Annotated in this window: 18 protein-coding genes; 11 read left to right on the top strand and 7 right to left on the bottom strand. The window is 53.9% G+C overall.

Annotated elements, in window-relative coordinates:
- The first annotated feature begins 24 nt into the window (after nt 1-24).
- The 8 genes from AC2FI8_RS09235 (at nt 25) to AC2FI8_RS09200 (ending at nt 14,377) form a co-directional block, all read left to right on the top strand.
- Nucleotides 25-1,050 (top strand): hypothetical protein, encoded by a 1,026-nt coding sequence (locus AC2FI8_RS09235; protein ID WP_496778660.1) that lies wholly within the window; start codon nt 25-27, stop codon nt 1,048-1,050.
- Between the two features lie 20 nt (nt 1,051-1,070).
- A complete protein-coding gene (locus AC2FI8_RS09230; RefSeq protein WP_496778658.1) occupies nt 1,071-1,811 on the top strand; it encodes a hypothetical protein in 741 nt (246 codons plus the stop codon).
- Nucleotides 1,812-1,852: 41 nt separating this feature from the next.
- Nucleotides 1,853-2,479 (top strand): hypothetical protein, encoded by a 627-nt coding sequence (locus AC2FI8_RS09225; protein ID WP_496778656.1) that lies wholly within the window; start codon nt 1,853-1,855, stop codon nt 2,477-2,479.
- Between the two features lie 242 nt (nt 2,480-2,721).
- The gene (locus AC2FI8_RS09220; protein ID WP_496778654.1) at nt 2,722-3,630 is read left to right on the top strand and encodes a pPIWI-associating nuclease domain-containing protein; all 909 of its coding nucleotides are present in this window, start codon (nt 2,722-2,724) and stop codon (nt 3,628-3,630) included.
- Nucleotides 3,631-3,867: 237 nt separating this feature from the next.
- Entirely contained in the window at nt 3,868-7,377 is a 3,510-nt protein-coding gene (locus AC2FI8_RS09215) for a DUF8742 domain-containing protein (RefSeq protein ID WP_496778652.1), read from the top strand.
- Nucleotides 7,374-8,222, top strand: a complete 849-nt coding sequence (locus AC2FI8_RS09210) for a hypothetical protein (RefSeq protein WP_496778650.1) — start codon at nt 7,374-7,376, stop codon at nt 8,220-8,222. Before AC2FI8_RS09215 ends, AC2FI8_RS09210 begins: the two co-directional genes overlap by 4 nt.
- 7 nt (nt 8,223-8,229) lie before the next feature.
- Nucleotides 8,230-11,055 carry a DUF1156 domain-containing protein gene (locus AC2FI8_RS09205; protein ID WP_496778648.1) on the top strand — a complete coding sequence of 942 codons (2,826 nt, stop codon included), beginning with the start codon at nt 8,230-8,232 and terminating at the stop codon, nt 11,053-11,055.
- Between the two features lie 10 nt (nt 11,056-11,065).
- Nucleotides 11,066-14,377 carry a DUF499 family protein gene (locus AC2FI8_RS09200; protein WP_496778646.1) on the top strand — a complete coding sequence of 1,104 codons (3,312 nt, stop codon included), beginning with the start codon at nt 11,066-11,068 and terminating at the stop codon, nt 14,375-14,377.
- Between the two features lie 100 nt (nt 14,378-14,477).
- Here AC2FI8_RS09200 and AC2FI8_RS09195 read toward each other — a convergent pair whose 3' ends face one another.
- Together AC2FI8_RS09195 and AC2FI8_RS09190 are read right to left on the bottom strand one after the other, a co-directional pair.
- Entirely contained in the window at nt 14,478-14,756 is a 279-nt protein-coding gene (locus AC2FI8_RS09195; protein ID WP_496778644.1) for a hypothetical protein, read from the bottom strand.
- 325 nt (nt 14,757-15,081) lie between these two features.
- Nucleotides 15,082-17,364 (bottom strand): adenosylcobalamin-dependent ribonucleoside-diphosphate reductase, encoded by a 2,283-nt coding sequence (locus AC2FI8_RS09190; RefSeq protein ID WP_496778642.1) that lies wholly within the window; start codon nt 17,362-17,364, stop codon nt 15,082-15,084.
- Nucleotides 17,365-17,492: 128 nt separating this feature from the next.
- Here AC2FI8_RS09190 and AC2FI8_RS09185 point away from each other — a divergent pair, with 128 nt between their 5' ends.
- Nucleotides 17,493-17,924, top strand: a complete 432-nt coding sequence (locus AC2FI8_RS09185) for a DUF1489 family protein (protein WP_496778640.1) — start codon at nt 17,493-17,495, stop codon at nt 17,922-17,924.
- Here AC2FI8_RS09185 and hisG read toward each other — a convergent pair whose 3' ends face one another.
- Genes hisG through hisS form a run of 3 tightly spaced genes read right to left on the bottom strand, consistent with a single transcriptional unit; the run spans nt 17,925 to nt 21,190 of the window.
- Nucleotides 17,925-18,614 (bottom strand): ATP phosphoribosyltransferase, encoded by a 690-nt coding sequence (hisG, locus tag AC2FI8_RS09180; RefSeq protein WP_058275488.1) that lies wholly within the window; start codon nt 18,612-18,614, stop codon nt 17,925-17,927.
- Nucleotides 18,611-19,699 carry an ATP phosphoribosyltransferase regulatory subunit gene (locus AC2FI8_RS09175; RefSeq protein WP_496778638.1) on the bottom strand — a complete coding sequence of 363 codons (1,089 nt, stop codon included), beginning with the start codon at nt 19,697-19,699 and terminating at the stop codon, nt 18,611-18,613. The genes hisG and AC2FI8_RS09175 overlap by 4 nt, the downstream gene beginning before the upstream one ends.
- A 3-nt stretch (nt 19,700-19,702) precedes the next feature.
- Nucleotides 19,703-21,190: a histidine--tRNA ligase gene (hisS, locus tag AC2FI8_RS09170; RefSeq protein WP_496778636.1), complete on the bottom strand. Its 1,488-nt coding sequence runs from the start codon at nt 21,188-21,190 to the stop codon at nt 19,703-19,705.
- Nucleotides 21,191-21,321: 131 nt separating this feature from the next.
- Between hisS and AC2FI8_RS09165 the strand changes: the two genes are divergently transcribed.
- Nucleotides 21,322-21,516, top strand: a complete 195-nt coding sequence (locus AC2FI8_RS09165; RefSeq protein WP_108859244.1) for a SlyX family protein — start codon at nt 21,322-21,324, stop codon at nt 21,514-21,516.
- Between the two features lie 10 nt (nt 21,517-21,526).
- Entirely contained in the window at nt 21,527-22,213 is a 687-nt protein-coding gene (locus AC2FI8_RS09160; RefSeq protein ID WP_496778633.1) for a hypothetical protein, read from the top strand.
- A 21-nt stretch (nt 22,214-22,234) separates the two neighbouring features.
- Here AC2FI8_RS09160 and AC2FI8_RS09155 read toward each other — a convergent pair whose 3' ends face one another.
- Both AC2FI8_RS09155 and AC2FI8_RS09150 read right to left on the bottom strand, forming a co-directional pair.
- A complete protein-coding gene (locus AC2FI8_RS09155; protein ID WP_496738248.1) occupies nt 22,235-22,603 on the bottom strand; it encodes a hypothetical protein in 369 nt (122 codons plus the stop codon).
- Nucleotides 22,604-22,608: 5 nt separating this feature from the next.
- Nucleotides 22,609-22,827, bottom strand: a complete 219-nt coding sequence (locus AC2FI8_RS09150; protein WP_496738249.1) for a YMGG-like glycine zipper-containing protein — start codon at nt 22,825-22,827, stop codon at nt 22,609-22,611.
- Nucleotides 22,828-22,870 lie beyond the last annotated feature (43 nt).

Raw genomic sequence — 22,870 nt, 5'->3', positions numbered from 1 at the left:
CATTGAGGGCAGTAGGGCCAATCTATGAAAGTCTATATCGCCAACTTTGGGCGCCAAAACTATGAGTGGCCGATCTGTCAGGAGCGCGGAACGATAGCGACTATGAACGCAGTAGACGCCCAGAAATATTGGGAGGCCAATGATCGCGAGGGTTATGTTTCCAGCAGAATGGCGAATGACACCACTGCGGCAGGAAAGAGCCCAACCAAGGCGACTGCATCTAGATGGTTCAACTTGATGACTACTATCGCGGAAACTGTGGGTGATATTTGGGTTCACAAGGATGGGGACGAGCTCTGGTGGACAACATCCAGTAGCGAAGCCCCATACTTCGAGACCAAGATTGAGCCTATTGAGCGAGGTCGTGAAGTCGTTGTTTGTCATAAGCCCTGCAAGTCTTGGTCGAACAAGACAAAAAAGGGTATTCCATTGAGATGGAACGAACTGCACCCCAAGGCCAAAGACTTCTTGTCTACGGAAGCAACTCTTCAGTCACTTAGTCCTTCGAACCGCGATTATACATTGGCTCTGATCGCGGGCGATGACCTAAGTTATTGGCATGACACTCCTTTTTGGAAGAAACGAAGTGAAGCCGCCAAAAAGGGGTATGCGCCGATCAAATATGGGTCACAGGCTGATAAGATTGCATACCAGCGAGCCTCGGAACTCTTCAACGCCGCTGATGCAGCCGAAAGGATGGCACGAACCGCCCTCAACACGACGAATGCAGCGAACGGCCAGACGGTAGAGCGCACTGTGAAAAGAAAAGACCTCGGGTTTTCATCAGCAGCGGCTCTTCAGGATTACATAGCAGAGCTAATGGGAGCGCAAGAATATTGCTGCGAGCTGACCGGGCTGCCGCTTGAGTTGGATGAAGTGAATGGCGATTCAGCGATGTTTGCCTCCTTGGATCGGATCGACAGCAGCAGGCACTACGAACCAGGAAATCTTCAAGTAGTTTGCCGCTTTGCGAATTTCTGGAAGGGGGCTTCAGATGATAACGAGTTCCGACGGCTTGTTGGCGTGCTCCGATCAAGTTCTGTCAACTGACCCTTGAAAAGAGACAGGGCATGAACACAAAGAGGCAATTAAAACACGTCGAACGTGATCTAAACGGCATTATCGCTGCGATCACACAAGTCTCAGGAAGTCGAGCCCGTCGTGCGCGACGGGTCGCTCAAATTGCGACTGGTAAGGTTACAGGCGCTGCTACCATTGGCGGAATGCTAATGTTTATCTCAGCATTCGGTTCAGCTTCAACGGGCACCGCCATTGGAGCTTTAAGCGGCGCGGCAGCATCTTCTGCACAAATGTATTGGATTGGCTCGCTTTTCGGTTTGGGTGCCGTAGCAGGCGCTATCATTTTACCTGTGGTTGGTGCTGTGCTTGGTCTGATCGCAGTATTTTTCATCTCGCGAAAAGTGTTAGGAAGACCCCGAAAACCAGCGAACATGCTGGAGTTCGAAGTGCGAACTTTGTTTTCCAGTTACCGTCTCGCTGCTCCTATCGCAACTTTTGTGGCCGATGGCGCAATCGAGCCATCAAAAGACGAGTTGCGAGTGTATGCCCATGAAGGTTTGCTACCACTCTGTGCTCTTGTTGGGGACCATCTGGCGACCCCGGAAAACTCTAGTAGAACGGAAAAACAATGCCGATCTTTCGAAGAAACCCTAGCCCTACTGCCGTTATGGAAACTTCGCCGTCATCATCGGCGATTACTCCGTCGATCTCAAAAAATGGCTCAACCAAAAAGCAAAACCGGAATTCAAGGATTGCTTCGGTCGTCATCGCGGTCACGTTCCAACGCCTGATTGAAGATGCAACACGTGAGTGGGCGATAGAGGAAGGATTGGTGTTACAGGCTCTACGCCGCTCAACGCGTTCTTTGGAAACAGCGCCTGCTGGAGAGCTTTCACAATACTTGGGCTCGCTGTCTGAGGACCAACTTCGCGGCGTAGCATCAAACGTAAAAGGCATCTACCACGAGCTCTTGTTCGTTGAGGCTGAAAACGGTGACTGGGATCACGTTGAAGCGAAGGTGAAAGAATTCACCAACCATCCTGGTGGTGATGTCGAGTTCCTAGTCGATGGAAGCACAATTGGTGAGGTCCAGCTAAAAGCTGTGGCATCTGAAGCACTCGTTCTGGAACATTTGGCACGATACCCTGAGATCGACATCAGAGTGACCGAAGAAGTGGCTGCGAGAATGCCCGGTATAGAGAGCTCTGGGTTTTCTAACGAAGAGCTTACGCGCGACGTTTATGAAAGACTTGCTGAACTCCAAGGGGATGGACTTTTCGACGAGATAAGCGAAGGGCTTGCAACATCATCTTTGGTCAGTTCAGCAATTATCGCGGGCAAAGCTGCTCGTGGGCAGCACTTCTCCGGGTCGCAGATACGTTCATTTCTCGTGGACGCCGGAATAGGAGCGTCAACCGCTGCGGTTCTTGACGTCTTGCTCATTCCTTTGACCAGTTGAAGGTCTCTAAAAGCTACGAGCTATGAACGCCGATTGTTGTGGGAAAGGGGCAATATAAAAAGGTGAGATCGCGAAGGGCAGCTGTGTATTGAAAAGCTTTCAGGGCCATTCAGTTAGGACACTTATCGATTTGCTGACTCACCATCCAGCTCAGCTCAACTATAGGGCTGGCTCCGCGCTTAAAACACAACTACAGTTAGCCTGTTAACTACAAGATTTTTTCGGAGCAAATTAACATCAGTATGTCAAATACAACGTACCAAGATTTCTATGCTGGTGAGCTCGAAGAGCTACCGGACGAATTTACTAAAAGCCTGCTATTGGGTTCACTACGGGTGCTTGACGACGAAGCCAATCCGGCGCGATTGAACCTATTCGCTGCGGGGCTTCGGGAACTTTTCCACGATCTTTTGAAACTCCACTCTCCAGACAACGAAGTGTTATCTTCCAAATGGTGCGACGCTAAGGATGCCAAACAGATTTCAAAACGACACAGAGCGCAGTTTGCAATTCAGGGCGGCATTTTGGATGAAACTCTGGTCGAGCTAGGAATATCCGTGGATCATTTGACCGAACTAAGGCAAATGGTAGTCGACACTATAAACGGCGCGAACGCGTTGCTGCACTTCCAAGTTAGAGAGCTAAATTCTGATCCCAAATCAATTGAAAGTGAGGCATCAAAACTATTGGATGTTCTATTCCATTTTCTGCACACCATCGGGGAGTGCAAACAGGATATTTCTCTAAATATAGAAAGACACGCTCTAGCTGCTTTGGAAGGTTCTCTCCCTGCCAAGATTCACAATAACAAAGACCGCGAAGTTACGCGGTACTTGGTCCCTCTCTGGGGAGAGATAGATGATCAAAAATGTGAAGTTACAGGAGTTTCGTCAAAAGAGATCTCAATTCGCTTCACTGCAAATGTCGAAATCGACGTAGAGACAACTGGAATGACTGGATTATATTCACAAAATGGCATGTTTCCGGTTGTGATTGAATACACAGCTCCCGTTAATGACGTTTCAACCTTGAAAATTATTAGCTCACAGATCGATGAAGAAGCACCAGTTTGGCTACAGGATGAAGAGCAGCGTGAAGAACTAGAAATGCATGCTGAAATTGCTCGTTTGGTTGCCAAAGATCGAAGCTGAGAACAAGCGACTCTGATAGACGGAAGCAGTGGGGTATCAAGTTCTTCTATATCTCTGGTCTCAAACTGCACCACCGCTTTCAAAGACTTCAATAGTGGGAAGCGGAGTATGTGCGAAACCCGTTTGCACGGCTAAACGGGAGGGGCTGGAGATCATGCTTGTTGCTTTCCGGCCGGTGGTTCAAAGTGGAAAATGGCAGCTTGTGCAGCTCGGCCAGCACGGAAAATGGAGCAGTAATTGGATCTCGAACAACTGAAACCTGGCAGTAAAGTCATTGGGATAACACCCGGGCACCCGGTCGACATTGTTTCCATCGAATGGATTGGCGATCAAGCCGTGAACGTCGTTTACCGAGCGTCGGCAGGTCAGGTTTCCGAGACTACAATTTTCCGAGAAGATGAGCACCGCTTGGAGGTTCTCGATAGAGGACAGAATTGGTCTTTTGACGCAGACGGCTCCATGTTGCGTCTGGTGACTGAGGCCAACAGAATCCGACTGGCACACTTCTTTGACCCATTCCTTGCGATACACACAAGCCTTGTAGATCCGCTGCCACACCAGATTTCAGCGGTTTATGGAGAGATGCTTCCCAGACAGCCACTCAGGTTCCTGCTGGCGGATGACCCGGGTGCGGGCAAGACGATTATGGCCGGGCTCTTGGTAAAAGAACTGATTGCGCGAAGCGACTTAGAGCGGTGCCTTATCGTTGCTCCTGGCAGTCTGGTTGAACAATGGCAGGACGAGCTCGGGGACAAATTCAATCTTGAATTCGATATTCTTTCCCGAGATATGATTGAGAGCTCCCGCTCGGGAAATCCGTTCAACGATTGCAACAGAATGATTGCTCGCTTGGATGTTCTAGCTCGAAATGAAGATCTTCAGGAGAAGCTACAAGCATCAACCGAGTGGGACGTGATCATCGCTGATGAAGCCCACAGGATGTCCGCGACATTTTTTGGAAACGAAGCCAAGTTTACAAAGCGCTACCAGCTCGGACAGAAGCTGGGTCAGGTATGTCGGCATTTTCTTTTGATGTCCGCCACGCCACACAACGGCAAAGAGAAGGATTTTCAGCTTTTCATGGCCTTACTTGACGGGGATCGGTTTGAAGGCCGGTTTCGCGACGGTGTTCATGTAGCAGACGTTGAAGACATGATGCGGCGGCTAACCAAAGAGGAATTGCTGCGCTTTGATGGCCGCCCACTCTTCCCAGAACGGCGCGCATATACAGCCAAGTACGATCTTTCGCCTGAAGAAGCAGAACTCTACTCGGTTGTGACCGAATACGTCCGCAATGAAATGAATAGGGTACAACGTTTCGCCGAAGTTGACGGACGCAAGCGCAACAATGTTGGATTTGCTCTACAGATACTTCAGAGACGCCTCGCCTCCAGCCCAGCTGCAATCTATCAATCGCTAAAGAGACGCAGAGAGCGGCTCGAAAGCGACTTAGCTGAGGCGAGACTGGTCGTTAGAGGTGAGTCAGCATCATTTAATTTACCAAACATCAGCAACGAAATGCTCCGAAACCTCGAAGAGTACGGGCAGGAAGAGATCGACGAACTAGAAGAGCTCATCTCTACTGGAGCGACGACGGCGGAGACAGTCGAGCAGCTTGAGCTCGAAGTCGAAACCCTGAAAGGTTTGGAGAACTTGGCCTTGGCTGTGCTCAGTTCCGGCCAAGACACGAAGTGGCAGCAATTGGATCGCATTCTGGATGATGATCTAATGATGGATGCCGATGGACATCGCCGAAAGCTGATCATCTTCACTGAACCCAAAGACACGCTCGAGTACCTGAGACAGAGGGTGACCGCACGATTGGGCCGTCCAGAAGCAGTAGAGGTGATCCACGGCGGCGTAACACGAGAAGAACGACGAAAAGTTGTCGAGCGCTTTATGCAGGATCGCGATTTGTTGGTACTAATCGCCAATGACGCCGCTGGAGAAGGTGTGAATCTTCAACGGGGGCACCTGATGGTGAACTATGACCTGCCTTGGAATCCAAACAAGATTGAACAGCGTTTCGGCCGGATCCATCGTATCGGGCAAACTGAGGTTTGCCATCTTTGGAACCTCGTGGCCAATGACACCCGAGAGGGGGAGGTCTATGCCCGCCTGCTTGAAAAGCTCGAAGCCGCGCGAGAGGCTTTAGGTGGTCGCGTGTATGATGTTCTTGGTGAGCTATTTGAAGAGCGAGCCTTGAAAGACCTACTGTTCGAAGCGATCCAATACGGAGAGCAGGAAGAAGTCAAAGCTCGTCTATTCGAGACCGTCGATGGAGCTGTCGATCAAAGCCATTTGCTACACTTACTTCAGCAGCGGCAACTTACTAACGATACAATGCCGGAAGCCCGCGTTCAGGAGCTTCGCCTCCAGATGGAACTTGCCGAAGCGCAACGACTTCAACCACACCACGTTCAGAGCTTTTTCATTGAGTCCTTCCGACAACTTGGGGGGCAAATAAAGAGCCGTGAAGAAGGTCGCTGGGAGATATCCCATGTTCCTTTGGCGGTCAGAGAGCGGGATCGGCAGATCGGAATTGGCGCCCCATTACAAAAGAAATACGAACGGATCTGCTTTGAGAAAGACAAAATAAATCAGCAGCCTGTAGCCGCATTTGTGTATCCCGGGCATCCATTGCTTGAAGCAGTGATCAGCCTTGTTCGGGAACAGAACGAACACTTGATGAAACAAGGCGCCGTGCTTGTTGATGATACAGACGATGGCGCTGAGGTGTCGGCATTATTCCTGCTGGAACACAGCGTACAAGACGGTCGTATTACAAGCTCAGGAAACCCAAACGTTCTGTCGCAACGGCTACAGTTTGCTTCAATTGGAAAAGAAGACGTGGTCACGAACGCCGGGATAGCCCCGCACTTGAACCTCCGCGCAGCTAAGCCAGAAGAAATCGAACTGGCGAAGGACGCACTGAATGCCGACTGGCTAAGAAATGACCTTGAAAAAAGGGTTGTTCAGTTCGCTACCATCGAAATGGCACAAGACCACCTAGCTGAGGTTCGCAAGCGCCGAATTCCTGAAATCGAAAAAGTTGAACATGAAGTGAAGGCCCGGCTAAAGAAAGAGATAAACTACTGGGATTCGAGAGCATTCGAACTTCAGGAAGAAGAGAAAGCCGGGAAGAAGACACGCCTCAACTGGAAAAACGCTCAACGGAGGGCGGAAGACCTGGCTGAACGTCTCAAACGGCGTTTGCAAATTATTGAACAGGAGCGGTTCATCTCTGCTCAACCGCCAAGGATCCGGGGCGGAATGATCGTCGTACCTCGAGGCATGTTGTCTGAAATAAGCCATGGAGATTCGCCAACGGCAACGCCAACCGGTTTCTCTGAAGACCCAGTAGCTCGGCGAGAAATCGAACTCAAAGCCATGAACGCTGTAATGTCTGCGGAAATCGCTTTAGGCAATGAGCCGCAGGATGTCTCTGCCCAAAAGATCGGTTACGATATCGCGTCCTACGATCCCAAGACAGACCACATGCGTTTTATCGAGGTCAAAGGCCGTATCGATAGTGCCGACACTATAATGATCACTCGGCAAGAACTAATCACATCCCTGAATGAGCCAAAGAAATTCATTCTTGCCATTGTACAAATTGGTGATGGAGTTGTATCCGAACCACAGTACCTTCATGGTCCACTTGATACGCGCGAACCACCCTTCGAACAGAACGCCATTCAGTTCAAAATCAAGCATCTTCTCGAGCGGACGGAGGTGCCTTCTTGAAACTAGGCTATACTGAATTTTCCTTTGGTTATGCGTTCACCGAGAATTTGGTCCGTTCCACGGCGACTGGGCCTGCCGGAGCTCCAGTTTTTCCAAATCTAGTACAGGAGGCTCAGCTCGGATATGATGTTTCGATTGATTTGCCTGGTTTCCCCCTCTTTTTCCAATTCAAGCTGCCTGAGTTGATGGTTCGTGACACAGCAAAAGAGATTTCTGACTACGCGTTGCCGCGGCTGACCACACCGTTCTTTCGAATGCCTTTGATGCGAAGAGATCTTTCCAATCAGCACCAGTTGCTCATAGATCTAGAAAATGGTTCCCCCGGCTCCGTTTTCTACGTGACGCCCGTCATGCAGGATCAAGTTCAATTTAACACTGCTTATTGCGCACAAAGCGTCCACCAATCCTGCTTCTTTTTCTCTCCAACGGACATAGGCCCCTTGCCGGACGACCGGAAACACTCGATTGCGTATCAGCAAAATCCGAAGCTTGCGTGGTTCTGTTCCGAACCTAAGCCAGCAAAACCTCTCGACTATAGAGACATCTCAGGAAGGCTACGTGAACTTTTCTCGGATTCGAAGCAGACTGCTGACTTGAATGAGGCTGCCAGCAAAGCGAAGCAGCTCGTTTATAAATATCTCCCCGCCGGTATGCGGAACCAAGAAGACGCAATCAGGGCAAGGCTAGGTTTTTTGCGCTCCGCACTGCCTGAACAGCCAGATTTAGACGAGGACAGTATGGCGGTTTCCGACACATTGGTAGTAACAAGAGAACTTGCCCGTATCGGGTTGGGCGTTGACATGGTCATAGCGCAGCCGCGAGCGGAAAAACCCGACGAAAGCTGACGTTCTCATGGACCAAAACTACAAGAAAAAACTGATCGAAGTTGCTATCCCGCTTGAGGCGATCAATGCAGCGTCGGCGCGGGAGAAGTCCATCCGGCATGGGCATCCCTCGACGCTCCATCTGTGGTGGGCACGGCGGCCACTGGCGGCATGCCGGGCGGTGCTGTTTGCGCAACTGGTGGACGACCCGTCGAGCCATCCGGACAAGTTCCCAACGGAAGAAGCCGTGGAAACCGAGCGCAAGCGGCTGTTCCAAATCATCGAGGACCTGGTGAAGTGGGAGAACTCGACTAACGAAGAGGTGCTGGAACGGGCCCGTGCTGAAATCCGCGCCAGCTGTGACGGTGAACTGCCTCCGGTCTATGACCCGTTCTCCGGTGGCGGGTCGATCCCGCTGGAGGCGCAGCGGCTGGGCCTGCCTGCCTATGGGTCCGACCTGAACCCGGTTGCGGTGATGATTGGCAAGGCGATGATCGAGATACCGCCGAAGTTCAAGGACATGGAGCCGATCCATCCGGGAATGAAGGAGCGCAACCACTACCGTAACTCTGAGGGGTTGGCGGAGGACGTGAAGTACTATGGCGAGTGGATGCGTGAAAAGGCGTTTGAACGCATCGGGCACCTCTATCCGAAGGTTGACTTGCCGCAGGAGCACGGTGGCGGACAGGCAACTGTAATCGCCTGGATTTGGGCGCGCACGGTGCCAAGCCCGGACCCGGCCTTCGCCAATGTTCATGTACCGATTGCCTCTAGTTTCTTGCTTGGCTCCAAATCTGGTAAGGAAGCTTGGATCGAGCCGATAATCGACCGTGTAAGTAAAACTATTACTTACACGGTACGTCGGGGCGGCACGAAGGAAGAAATCAAGAACGCACGGGCTGGCACGAAATCTGCCCGCGCGAACTTTAGGTGCCTAATGTCGGGGGCGGCGATAACCTCGGATTACGTACGAGCCCAAGCCCAAGCCGGACAAATGGGCCAAGTGTTGATCGCAATAGCAGCCGAAGGCAAAGGTGGTCGTTACTACGCAGCGCCAAATCAACAGCATGAAATCTGCGCATCGGTCAAAGACTATCAGAATGAAGCAACGGACTTCCGAGAAACCCACTTAATGGGCCCCACTCCTGCCAGATTGACCGGAGGAACATGCCATGCGTTTGGATTGGAGAATTGGGGTAAACTCTTTACAGATCGCCAAGTCATTTCACTCAAAAATCTTACTTCTCTTCTGCCTGAAGTACGAGCGCAAGTTCTTTCTGACGCTCTATCGCAGGGCAGAAACGATGATCACATAGATCTTGCGGCAGGGGGAACGGATGCCTCAGCATACGCGGATGCGGTCTGCGTGTTCCTTGCCTTTGCGATCAACCGATCCGCGGATAGAGGATCGACTATATGTTCTTGGGACTCGTCTCCCAAGATGGAGGCTCTTCGGAACACATTTGCGCGCCAAGCGCTGCCAATGACTTGGGATTTTGCCGAAGGAAATCCGTTTTCCAGCGCGACTGGCAACTTTTTAGCTAATGTAGAGTGGGTCTACAAGGTTGTTGCACGTTTTCATCCGGGAAACTCGGGTGAAGAAGTCCAGTTCGACGCGCAGTCTGTTGAGATGCCGATTGGAGCCGTAATCTCAACAGACCCACCATACTATGACAATATTGGCTATGCGGACTTGTCTGACTTTTTCTTTTGTTGGATGCGCGTGTCTCTAAAACCATTTTTTCCTGATTTGTTTGGTGTTCTTGCTACTCCAAAAGCGGAAGAGCTGGTCGCAACGGCGTTCCGCCATGGTGGGCGGGAGGCTGCTGAAGCATTTTTCTTAGAAGGGATGGGGCGCGCAATTAAAAATATGTCAAATCAATCATCTAGCGACTCCCCCGCGACGATTTACTATGCATTTAAACAAAGTGAAGTAGCAGCGGAGGGCGTAAGTTCGACAGGCTGGGCAACATTCTTGGAAGCTATCGTGCAGGCCGGTTACGCGGTTGTCGGAACTTGGCCGATGCGCACCGAAATGGCAAATCGAATGGTGGCATCGGGAACGAACGCACTTGCAAATTCGGTTGTTTTGGTATGCCGCAAAAAGGAGGAGACAGCGGAGACAATTACTCGGGCTGAGTTCATCCGAGCATTGAAACGGGAATTGCCGCCCGCTATTGAAGAACTCCAAGCCGCCAACGTCTCCCCCGCCGACATGCCGCAATCAGCCATCGGTCCCGGCATGGGCGTGTTCTCGCGCTACAAGGCAGTGCTCGGGGCCGATGACAGCCCGATGACGGTCAAGACCGCGTTGCAACTGATCAATGCCGAGCTCGACGAGTTCCTGAACGACTTACATGGCGAATTTGACGCTGACACCCGATTTGCAGCGACCTGGTTCGAGCAACACGGCGCCGATGAGGGTGACTACGGCGCGGCTGATAACCTTGCCCGCGCTCGAGGCATTTCGGTCGAGAGCGTCAAACATGCCGGGATCGTCGACAGCTCTGCCGGCAAGGTCCGCATTCTCAAGCGAGAGGAGCTTGAAGATGGTTGGGATCCCGCCACTGACGACCATCCCACGATCTGGGAAGGCTGTCAGCACCTGATCCGGGTCATGGAAAATGAGGGAGAATACGCTGCTGCGGTTCTTCTGAAGAAGATTGGCAGCGATAAGGCCGAGGCGGTCAAGGATCTGGCCTATTACCTCTATGATGTCTGTTCGAACAAGCGACAGGACGCCAAAGAGGCGACCCATTACAACGCCTTGATCTCCGGCTGGACCGAGCTGACACGCCTGGCCGCCACTATCCACGATACCGATATGAATCGCCAATCGGCGATGGACCTCTGAGGACGAGCACATGGCAAAAAGCAATCGCCAGTATGTATTCGAAGGTATGGAGCACATGCAAAACGGGCTTCAGCCCTATGTCATGCGTTCATTGGAAGCTGGAATGGGCAAAGGATGGCCGCAAGAAGTGATCGCCAAGTTCCCGCACTGGCGCCCCCAGGGTAACAGGAAGTTCAGCCTAGACACCCAAAAGCTGCTCCAGATCATGGATCGTTGCTGGAACGAGGCATTCCGTTCGACATTGGACAAGGGACACCGTTCGATTGTTATCGAACTAACCGATGTTCGGAACAAGCTCGCGCATGATGAGAAGTTCTCCTACGACGACACGGAACGTGCGTTGGACAATATGCGCAGGCTTCTGGAAGCAGTGAGCGCGGGAGAGTCGGCGGCTGAAATCAGCAAGATGCGCGACAGTATCCTGCGGACGAAGTTTACAGAGATGGCGCGTTCCGAAGAGCGCAAGCAGTCGAGTGCGACAGCGATCTCAACCGAAACTGTTGCAGGCTTGCTGCCCTGGCGCGAGGTCGTTGAGCCTCATCAGGATGTTGCGACCGGTGAGTTCCAACAGGCCGAGTTTGCGGCTGATCTGGCCAAAGTGCATAACGGCAGCGCGCCTCCGGAATATCGCGATCCAAAGGAGTTCTATGGGCGGACTTACCTAACGGACGGATTAAGCACCTTGATCAAAGGAGCAGCCAAACGCCTTTCCGGAAAAGGGGGCGATCCTGTCGTCGAACTGCAAACCAACTTCGGCGGAGGCAAAACCCACTCGATGCTGGCTTTGTATCACATGGCCGGCGAAACACCTGCTCAGGACCTTCCTGGCTTGGACCAGCTTTTGTCCAAGGATGGCCAAAGCGTTCCAGAGAAAATCAACCGGGCCGTTCTCGTTGGGACCTCACGTGGTCCACATGACGTCGTCAAGCTCGAGGACGGTCAAGAGATCCGTACGACCTGGGGAGAACTGGCTTGGCAGCTGGGCGGAAAGAAAGCGTTTGACTTGGTTGCCGATCAGGACGCGAGCGGAATTGCCCCTGGCTCTGAGAAGCTGGAAGAGATTTTCAGGATGTGCGCCCCCAGTTTGATCTTGATCGATGAGTGGGTCGCCTATTTGCGGCAAATCTACAAAATCGAGGGCCTACCATCTGGCTCATTCGACGCAAACTTGTCATTCGTTCAAGCTCTAACAGAAGCAGTCAAAGCATCGCCCAACACTCTTTTGGTTGCGTCGCTCCCGGCCTCACAAATTGAGGTTGGCGGCGAAGGTGGTCAGGAAGCTCTGACCCGTCTCAAGCAAACATTCAGTCGGGTCGAAAGTTCATGGCGGCCGGCGTCGCAGGAGGAAAGCTATGAGATTGTGCGGCGGCGGCTGTTCAAAGAAATTCCTGGAGACAAATACAGACACCGGGACAACACGCTGAAGCAATTTGCCAAACTCTATCGGGAAAACCCGAACGAATTCCCCCAAGGCTGTGCTGATGAAGATTACCGTCGCAAGTTGGAGAAAGCGTACCCTATACACCCCGATCTGTTTGATCACTTGTACACGGCGTGGGGAACACTGGAAAAGTTTCAGCGCACCCGCGGCGTGCTTCGATTGATGGCTCAAGTCATCCATGAGCTTTGGATGTCCGACGACAGATCGGTGATGATAATGCCGGGCAGTGTGGCGATTGGGTCTGCCCGAGTAGAACCGGAGTTACTGCACTACCTCGATGTGTCATGGCAGTCGATCATCGCTGGTGACATCGATGGGATTAATTCAACTCCATACAAAATCGATCAGGCCGCTCCTAACTTGAACCGATATTCAGCTACACGCAGGGTGGCGCGTACAGTATTCATGGGCACTGCACCTCTCAGTGGGCAAGAAAATCAGGGAATAGACGACAAGCACATCAATCTGGGTGTTGTTCAGCCCGGCGAGAGGGTCGCGATTTTCGGAGATGCTCTCCGCCGCCTGACGAACCAGGCAAAGTTCATGCATAGCGATCTTGGCAGGCACTGGTTTTCAATGTCCGCAAGTTTGAACAGGGTCGCTGCGGACAGAGCCGGGCAGTTCGAGGACGCCTTGATCGACGTCGAAATTGACAAAGCACTGGCAACGTACATCAACGGTATTGCCGACAGAGGGCACTTCGATGCCGTACAGGTTGCACCAGATGGGTCGGGCTCTGTACCGGACGAAGCGGGAGGTGTTCGTGCCGTCGTTCTGGGCGTAAAACACCCGCACAATGGTCGCGATACTTCAGATGCTATGGTCGAAATCAAGGACGTGCTCCTTCAAAAGGGCACAACGCCTAGGGTTTATCGAAATACTCTTGTTTTCATCACAGCAGAAAATCGCCAGCTGGAAAACTTGAAGGATGCGTTTCGTACATCACTTGCTTGGGACGGAATCGTTCGCGATGCAGAAACGGGCCGTTTAAACCTGAGAACCAGCGATATTGCTTTGGCTAAAGAAAAAGCAAAAGAAGCCAGTGATACGGCTAAAACCCGTTTGAAGGACACTTGGTGCTATCTTGTCTACCCGTATCAGGAGGCAGCACCGGCTGACGTTGAATTTGCTTCCGCAAAAGTGGCCGCTCAGGATGGTGTGCTTTCCAGGGCAAGTAAAAAGCTCGTTAGCGACGAAGCGCTGCTGCCCGAGATTGGTCCAGAGCGGCTGAACAGAGAGCTAGAAAAGAACATATGGCATGAAAATGATCACCTAAAGCTGAAGGACCTTTGGGAATACTCGAACCGGTATATCTACTTGCCGCGTTTGAGAGGTCGAGAAACAATGACAAAAGCTGTGCAAGCGGCGGTTGGAGCGATTGTGCCGGGTCCTTTTGCATATGCAGAAGGATGGGATGACTCCAGCGGAAGCTATGTTGGCCTTTCTATCGAGGGTGCGTCTTTAACAGTCGTGAGCATTGATCAGCATTCTGTCATTGTGAGACCTGAGGTAGCCGAAGCACATCGCCAGCAGCCACAACCTTCTGACCCTGACATAGTTGATCCAAAACCCGGAACCCTACCGGATGACTCAGGGCAACCCAGACCACCTGGACTTGTAGACACACCGAACGCTCCGAAAAACGACCGCGACCCAACGCGGTTTGTGGGAACCGTGATGTTATCTGCCGAACGACCCGCCCGCGACATGCATCAAATCGTCGAAGCAATTGTTGAACAGCTTACAACTCTCCAAGGTGCTGAGGTATCATTGAAGCTAGAGATTGACGCTGAAGTTGAATCCGGGCTGGATCGCTCAAAGGTTCGAACGCTCTTGGAAAACGCGAATACAATTGGTTTTATTGACAAAAAGGTCGAGTGAGCACCTCCTGTTTTCTATACTACTAAGAGGCTTGAGACTCAAACCCGGTACTCATTGCCAAAGCGGATCGGTCTACACGCCAGTTTCACGCCTTCCGGCTTCATTCGTCTTGTAGCATCGAGCCCGCTTTGGGGCGGAGAAGTACAGACAATACTCGGCGGTGAATACGATCTAGATCGTAATCGGTTAGTTCTAAACCCTCAGTCATCCGCGCTTTGAATGATTGAAAGTCTCCGCGGGTAATCTCGTCACGGTTTTTGTCTTCTCCGGCAAGTAGCTGCGCGAGTTTTTCCTTTCGGAAGTCCAGCAGAAAACGGGAAAACCGAGCGTTCAATTCGGAGTATTGAGGGGACTCCTCGATAGGCGATTTGTTTTTCATCAATTCGGTATCCGATAGCCATGGAACTGCCCGAACGGTTATGCTGGGCAAGTACAACATTCTGGTCAGCTTTTGCGTGTGACGCGTATGAGACGATTTGGTTCCATGGCCACAGTCTTGAGATTTTCTGGTCTTGGTCAATAGCGCGAACGTTATCGATGGTCGCCCAACGCAGCACAATCTCAAAACTCCACAGGAATCTTTTTTATTTTATTTCAAGTCCTTAAGAATCTGTGGGCATTAAAGACCGTTCAAATGGGCGCAAAAACCAACCTTATGGGCTATTTATGCCCACCCACACAGGAACACGCTGAAATTCACGACATCAGCCACATTTTGAATGACCGCAGCTGCGGCAGGTCATGCAGCCCTCGATCATCACCATATCGTACTGGCCGCAGGATGGGCAGGCTTTGCCACGTGGTGCGTCCATGTTGACGACCTGCGCTTGGGGGTCGGATTTGAGCGCCATGCCCTCGCCCTCAAGAAAGCCAATATTGATCATGTGCTGTTCGATCACGCCACCAATTGCGGCCAAGATCGACGGGATATACTTGCCCTGAACCCAAGCACCACCGCGCGGGTCAAACACGGCCTTCAGTTCTTCGACCACAAAAGACACATCCCCACCCCGGCGGAACACGGCCGAGATCATGCGGGTCAGCGCCAGCGTCCAGGCGTAATGCTCCATATTCTTCGAGTTGATGAACACTTCGAACGGACGGCGACGGCCACCAATGACAATGTCATTGATCGTCAAGTAGATCGCGTGTTCGCTGTCGGGCCACTTCAGTTTGTAGGTCGACCCTTCCAGAGATTGTGGGCGATCCAGCGGCTCCGACATGTAGATCACGTCGCCACCGTCAATTTCATGCGGTGCGCTTGCACTTTCACCCGGCGCTTTGTCTTCGCTTTCTGACACGGTCAGGACGGACCCCGTCACATCGTTCGGACGATAGGTCGTGCACCCTTTGCACCCCTGATCCCAGGCCTGCATGTAGACATCTCTGAAAGCGTCAAAGCTGATGTCTTCGGGGCAGTTGATCGTCTTCGAGATCGAGCTGTCGATCCATTTCTGAGCCGCCGCTTGCATCTTAACGTGATCGGAGGGGGACAGCGTCTGCGCGTTGACGAAATAGTCTGGCAGTTCCTTGTCGCCAAATTTGTCGCGCCACATCTGCACGGCGTAGTCCACGACCTCTTCTTCAGTGCGCGAGCCATCCTTTTGCAGGACCTTCCGCGTATAGGCATAGGCAAAGACTGGTTCGATCCCTGACGACACATTCCCTGCATAGAGAGAAATCGTACCGGTCGGAGCAATCGAAGTCAGCAAAGCATTGCGGATGCCGTGTTCGCGGATCGCATCGCGCACGTCATCATCCATCTGCTGCATCGTGCCGCTTTCCAGGTATTTCTCGGCATCAAACAAGGGGAACGCCCCTTTTTCCTTCGCCAAGTCGACCGACGCCAGATACGCGGCGCGCGCAATCGCTTTCAACCAGAGCTCGGTCTGACGCGCGCCCTCGTCCGATCCATAGCGCAGACCCAGCATCAGCAGAGCATCCGCCAGTCCGGTCACGCCCAGCCCGATACGGCGCTTGGCCTGCGCCTCGGCGGCCTGTTCCGGCAGCGGGAACTTCGACGCGTCGACAACGTTGTCCATCATGCGGACGGCTGTCGCGACCAGCTCTTGCAGGGCAGCCTCATTCAGATGGGCCGCATCTTCGAACGGCTCTGCCACAAGACGGGCAAGGTTGATCGAACCCAGCAGGCACGCGCCATAAGGCGGCAAAGGCTGCTCGCCACACGGGTTTGTCGCCGCGATGGTTTCGGCATAGCTGAGGTTGTTGGCTTTGTTGATCCGGTCGATGAAAATCACACCCGGTTCGGCATAGTCATAGGTGGCCTGCATGATCTTGTTCCACAGATCACGCGCTTGAACTGTGTGGTAAACCTTGTCGTCGAACACCAGCTCCCACGGGCCATCGGCTTTGACAGCTTCCATAAAGGGATCGGTGACCAGCACAGACATGTTGAACATGCGCAGGCGTGCAGGGTCGGACTTAGCCGTGATGAACTGTTCGATATCCGGGTGGTCACAGCGCATGGTCGCCATCATCGCACCCCGGCGCGAACCTGCGGACATGATGGTGCGGCACATCGCGTCCCATACATCCATAAAGCTCAGAGGCCCGGATGCATCCGCCGCGACCCCATGCACATCCGCTCCGCGCGGGCGAATGGTCGAGAAATCATAGCCGATCCCCCCACCCTGCTGCATGGTCAGCGCGGCCTCTTTCAGCATATCGAAGATACCGCCCATGCTGTCCGGCACCGTGCCCATGACAAAGCAGTTAAACAGCGTCACACGTCGCGCAGTGCCTGCGCCAGCGGTGATACGGCCAGCAGGCAGGTATTTGAAATCTTCCAGCGCTTCGAAGAACTTCTGCTCCCAATGCGCCGGGTCTTTTTCGACCTGCGCAAGATCGCGAGCGATACGCCGCCAGCTGTCCTCAACCGTTTGGTCAATGGGAGTGCCATCGGCCTGTTTGAAACGATATTTCATGTTCCAGATCTGCTCGGCGATGGGGGCGGCAAAGCGGCTCATTGGTGATTCCCTGTTCTGAAAGAGGTATCCAGATTATCCCAGATCACACCTTAACCACAACACCTTGATGACAGGCTTTCTTGAGCTACAATGTATAGACGGTCTTGGGACGACTCTGTGGGAAAGCTGTGGATAAGTACATAAACCTCATAAAACTCTCCGTCGGATCGGAAAGCGTCGACACGCTGATGGAATGGCAGGATAGCCGCAAACCGCTTTATGAAGACGGCTTGCCGCGCCACGTCACCCGCATGTGGCCCAAGCGCGAGGCCGAGATTCTGAACGGCGGATCAATCTATTGGGTGATCAAGGGCGTCGTGCAATGTCGCCAAAAGATCCTGCGGCTGGACGAAGTGCGCGGCGAGGACGGTATCCGCCGCTGCGCCATCGTGCTGGACCCTGAGGTGCACCGCACACAGAACGCTCTGAAACGCCCGTTCCAAGGGTGGCGATACCTTAAACCCGAAGATACGCCTGCCGATCTTCCCGAAGGACGGGCCGAGGATGATTCTCTGCCCGACGATCTGAATCGCGCGTTGGCGGACATCGGCGTGCTGTAATCAGCTCAGCCGGTCAAGCAATTCGGAAAGAACCTCTTTTTCACCCACACCATAGCTGGCAACCCGACTACGCCACAGCGTGGCCTGTGATTGCAGGATCAGGCCGTCCGACAGGATTTTTAGGTGGTTTGCGCGCAATGTCTCACCTGTCGAGGTGATATCGGCAATCGCCTCGGCGGTTTCGTTCATCACAGTGCCTTCGGTTGCGCCCTGGCTGTCGACCAGAGTGTAATCTGCAACCCCAGCGTCCGTCAGAAACTCGCGCACCAATCGGTGGTATTTGGTCGCAATCCGCAACCGGTGCCCGTGGGTTTTGCGAAACGCTGCCGCCGCAGCATCGAGATCGTCCAGGGTTTCGACATCGACCCAACAGGCAGGGGTCGCAATGATCAGATCCGCTTTGCCGAAGCCCAACTCGGAGACTTCTTCAATCTGCTGTTCCCACCGTGGCAATTTTTCGTGCACCAGATCTGTTCCGGTGACACCCATATGAATGCGGCCAGCTGCCAGTTCGCGGGGGATTTCCCCGGCAGACAGCAGGATCAGCGAGACTCCGTCGATCCCTTCAACCTTACCGGCATATTCGCGGTCTGATCCGCTGCGCGACAATGTGATGCCGCGCTTTTCGAACCACGAAAAGGTCTTATCCATCAATCGGCCCTTCGAGGGCACGCCCAGTTTCAAGCTCATTGCGCGGCCTCCTCGATTTCCAGCATCAGGTCCGGGCGCAGTACGCCGCCAACAGCTGGAATTTCTGCCCCGTTGCCCAGTTGTCGCGTCAGCGCATCGTAACGCCCGCCGGTGGCAATCGGAGGCAAATCGGGGCGACCTTCGGCATAAAACCCAAAGACAAACCCGTCGTAATACTCCATCGACGTACGCCCATAGGCAGCCTCGAAATCCAACCGGCTCACGTCAACACCACGCGCCTGCAGGGCAGCAATTCTTGCCTCGAGCCTGTCCAGCGCCGGGGTGATCTGAGGCAGGTCAACGGCCACATCCCGCAACTGCTCCAAAGCAAAGGGCATGGTTTCCCGAACGGTCAGCAGAGATTCCAGGCCTGCAAGCTCGTTGTCCGAAATTGGCGGCGTCTCACGATCTTCGCGCAACGCGTCGATGCGGGCCTCAATCTCGGCAGCGCGGCGTTTTCCGATCATAGGAACGTCAAACCCCATCGGGTCTGCAGCCTCCAAAAGCATTGTGCGGTGATCCGGCTCGGGCTTTCGTCCGGCGAACCGGTCCAGCAAGACGCGGAACCGACGTGGACGCCACAGGTGGCGCATCAGCGCGGCCTTGCGCCGATCCGTAGTGCGCAGCCCCTGAACAGCCGCCGTCAGGACGCCGATGTCACCGGTTGCCGCGCGCAGGGGCAGCCCCCGCAATTGCAGGGCAAACAGGGAAAACACCTCTGCATCGGCCCCGGCGGGATCATTGCGATCGAAAACTTCATATCCGACCTGAATGTATTCGTTGGATCGATCCGGGTCATGCTCTTGCCGACGAAACACTTCACCTGAATAGGTATAGCGCGCGGGTTCAGCCCCTTCGGTCATGTGCATCTGCACCACCGGAAGGGTGAAATCCGGGCGCAGCATCTGTTCGCCACGCAACGCATCCGAAGTCACGTAAGCACGCGCGCGGATGTCTTCGCCATAAAGGTCCAGCAACGTTTCAGCCGGTTGCAGCAGGGGCGTATCCACAACCTGCGCCCCGGCGGCTTCGAACCGGACACGCATCATCGCGGCGCGGGCCTGTATCTGGGAACGATTGGGCATCGGTCAGTCCTGACTGTCCAGAATCTCGCGCACTTTGGCGACCAGATCACCACGTGACACTTCGAACTGGCTGGGGCGTTCTTTCCATTCCTCGAGCGTGGCGCTTTCGGCAATCTTCGCGCCCAGGATCAGATCCTTGATCTGCACGATCCCATTGGCTTTCTCGTCACCGCCCTCGATCACTGCAATCGGAGAGTTCCGTTTATCCGCATATTTCAGCTGATTACCGAAGTTCTTGGGGTTGCCCAAATAGACCTCGGCCCGAATACCGGCATTGCGCAGTTCCGCCACCATCGCCTGATAGTCGGCCATCCGGTCGCGATCCATAACGGTCACGACTACAGGACCCGTGGCTTGCGCGGCTATCCTGCCTTTTTCGCGCAGGGCAGCCAGCAGACGGTCGACACCGATGGAGACGCCGGTCGCCGGAACTTCCTGCCCGGTGAAGCGTTTGACCAGATCGTCATAGCGACCACCACCCGAGACCGATCCGAATTGCCGCTTGCGGCCTTTCTCATCGAAAATCTCAAAGGTCAGCTCGGCCTCATATACCGGCCCGGTATAATAACCCAGGCCGCGCACGACCGAAGGGTCAATCTCGATCCGGTCCGCGCCGTACCCGCCCGCATCCAACAGGGTTCCGATCTGTTCCAACTCGGCGATCCCATCCGCACCGATCTTGCTGTCGCCTACGGCGGCGCGCAGGTTGGCCAATGTTCCGGCGGTTTCGGCGGCCTTGGAGGTCAGAAACGCGATCACCGGCTCAGCCTGATCCTCGCTGAGGCCAACGCCGTCGATAAAAGCGCCAGAGGCGTCCAGACGGCCTTTGGTCAGCAGCTCTCGCACGCCCTGCTCGCCAACTTTGTCGAACTTGTCGATGGTGCGCAGAACGTTGTCGCGGGCAGCGACGTCTTCGCCAAGCCCCATGGCCTCAAGCACGCCATTCAGAACCTTGCGGTTGTTGACCCGCACCAGATAGTCGCCGCGCGGAATGCCCACGGTCTCCAACGTATCAGACAGCATCGCGCAAATCTCGGCGTCTGCGGCCATCGAGGCCGTACCCACCGTATCCGCATCGCATTGATAAAACTGACGATACCGCCCCGGCCCCGGCTTTTCGTTCCGCCAGACCGGCCCCATCGCATAGCGGCGATAAGGCGTTGGCAGATCGTTGCGGTGCTGCGCATAGACGCGGGCCAACGGCGCGGTCAGATCATAACGCAAGGCCATCCAGTCGCCCTTGTCATTCTCGTCGACTTCCTGCCACGCAAAGACGCCTTCATTCGGGCGATCTACGTCGGGCAGGAATTTGCCCAGCGCCTCGACAGTCTCAACCGCACTGCTTTCCAGGGCGTCAAAACCGTAGCGATGATAGACATCCGCAATAGCCCGCAGCATCTCGGTGCGCTGCGTGACTTCCTGGCCGAAATAGTCGCGGAACCCTTTTGGCGTAATTGCCTTGGGGCGGGGCTGTTTCTTGGGCTTGGCCATGTGGGGCGTCCTTGGGAGTTTCCTTGTTCCGCGCGCGGTCTATCCCATGGCCTGCATCGGGGCAAGGCGCGCTTTCGCTGGCCATGCGCTGTCCGGGTCGCTATGACCGGCCTAAGACACAGGAGTCCCCCATGCAGCATCTGGAAGAGCAGATCGCCCATCTTGCCCGTACGGTCGAAGACCTCAACTCGGTCGTCACCCGCCAACAGGACGAGATTGATCGTTTGACACGCCGTGTCGAAATGCTGATGCGCCGCGAAGGTGAACGGTCGCAGGAAGGCTCGGGCGGGATCGTTCTGGGCGACGAACGCCCGCCGCATTATTGAGGTTTGACTGATGGCGAAAGATGTGAACGGTGACCTCTGCGTCTGGATTTCCACAACAGTAAACAACATCAACGCAATTCAAGCGGTTCTCCGAAAGGAGTACGGAGACTGGCGTTTAAAGCAAACTCCGGAATTGGTTGAGTGGTCAAAGAGGATGGTGCGCGAGTCGGATCTCGGCTGGAAGCGTGGGGAAATTCTGACCAAAGAACAGGTTGGCGATATCTGGTATTACAATACACATCCAGAATATGAAGTACCGCCGTTTTTTTCCGGGGGTGGATATCCTTTGGTTTCCGAATCCGCCAAAGCTGTTCTGGAACAGTATGATCTTGGGGAGACCGTCTTTCACGCCTTAACTTTGATGGATTCAGCTGAAACGCGCCTTTCAACGCCCGAACCGTATTATTTGTTGAATGTGGGCAACATGCGGTCGATGGGTAACTACGAGGCGCTTGGGCCGGAGGGTGGGGTAAACACACCTCTTGTCAGTATCGCGAATGGTGCTGTCTATCTGCCAAGCCACCACCACGAAGACGAACTCGTCGTTGTTCCGGGCGCCTTGGATGGCCCAGATATCTGGCTGGACCCCATAGTCCCGTCTCTGTTGTTTCTATCCGATCGTCTTGTCACCGGCCTCAAGGAGGCTGGGATGGACAAGGGCTGGGGGCTTGTGCGCTGCGCTGTGGGCACGCTCTAACGTGCCTAAAACGAACGTGGGTCACAAACCCAGCGACGTTTTCACCGCCGTGTCGACCACGCCGCCCAAAAGGGCATCCTTATCCGCGGCGCATCCTTCCGACAGCGCCGCTATGAAGGCTTCGCGCAATTGGGCCTTTTCCTCATCTGTGGCCGCATGTTCTTCGATATTGATCTGGCGATTATGAAGAGATAGCGCCGTCATTTTTGCGACTACAGTCACAACAAATTCTTCGTCACCATCCGCCTCTTCAGCAATTGAGGCGCAGGTATAGTGCATCACAGGCAATGCGTCCTGCACCATCTGTTCAGCAGCCTCATCGGCAGATACCACGCACGGAGCCGCTAGAATTGCGGCGCAAACTGACATTCCAAGTTTGTTAAGCTGCATCACCATCACTTCCAGTTATGTCCAATAATGGCTCCGGCCACGCCACCAATCGCCGCGCCTTTTCCGTCACCGACAATCGCACCAACGCCCGCGCCGATCAGCGCGCCTTCGATGGTTTTCTTTTTCTTCTTGTCGTCTGCCATCGCGACCGAGGCTGCAACCAAAGCCAGCGATGCCGTCGCTCCAAACAAAACTCTTCTGAAATTGAGACCTGCAATTGTCATATCAACACCCTCCTGCGGCATGACCCAAAGACATCTCTGTCGG

It is taken from the genome of Ruegeria sp. CDSB029, from assembly GCF_059611125.1.
This window is presented reverse-complemented; position numbering and strand designations above follow the sequence as displayed.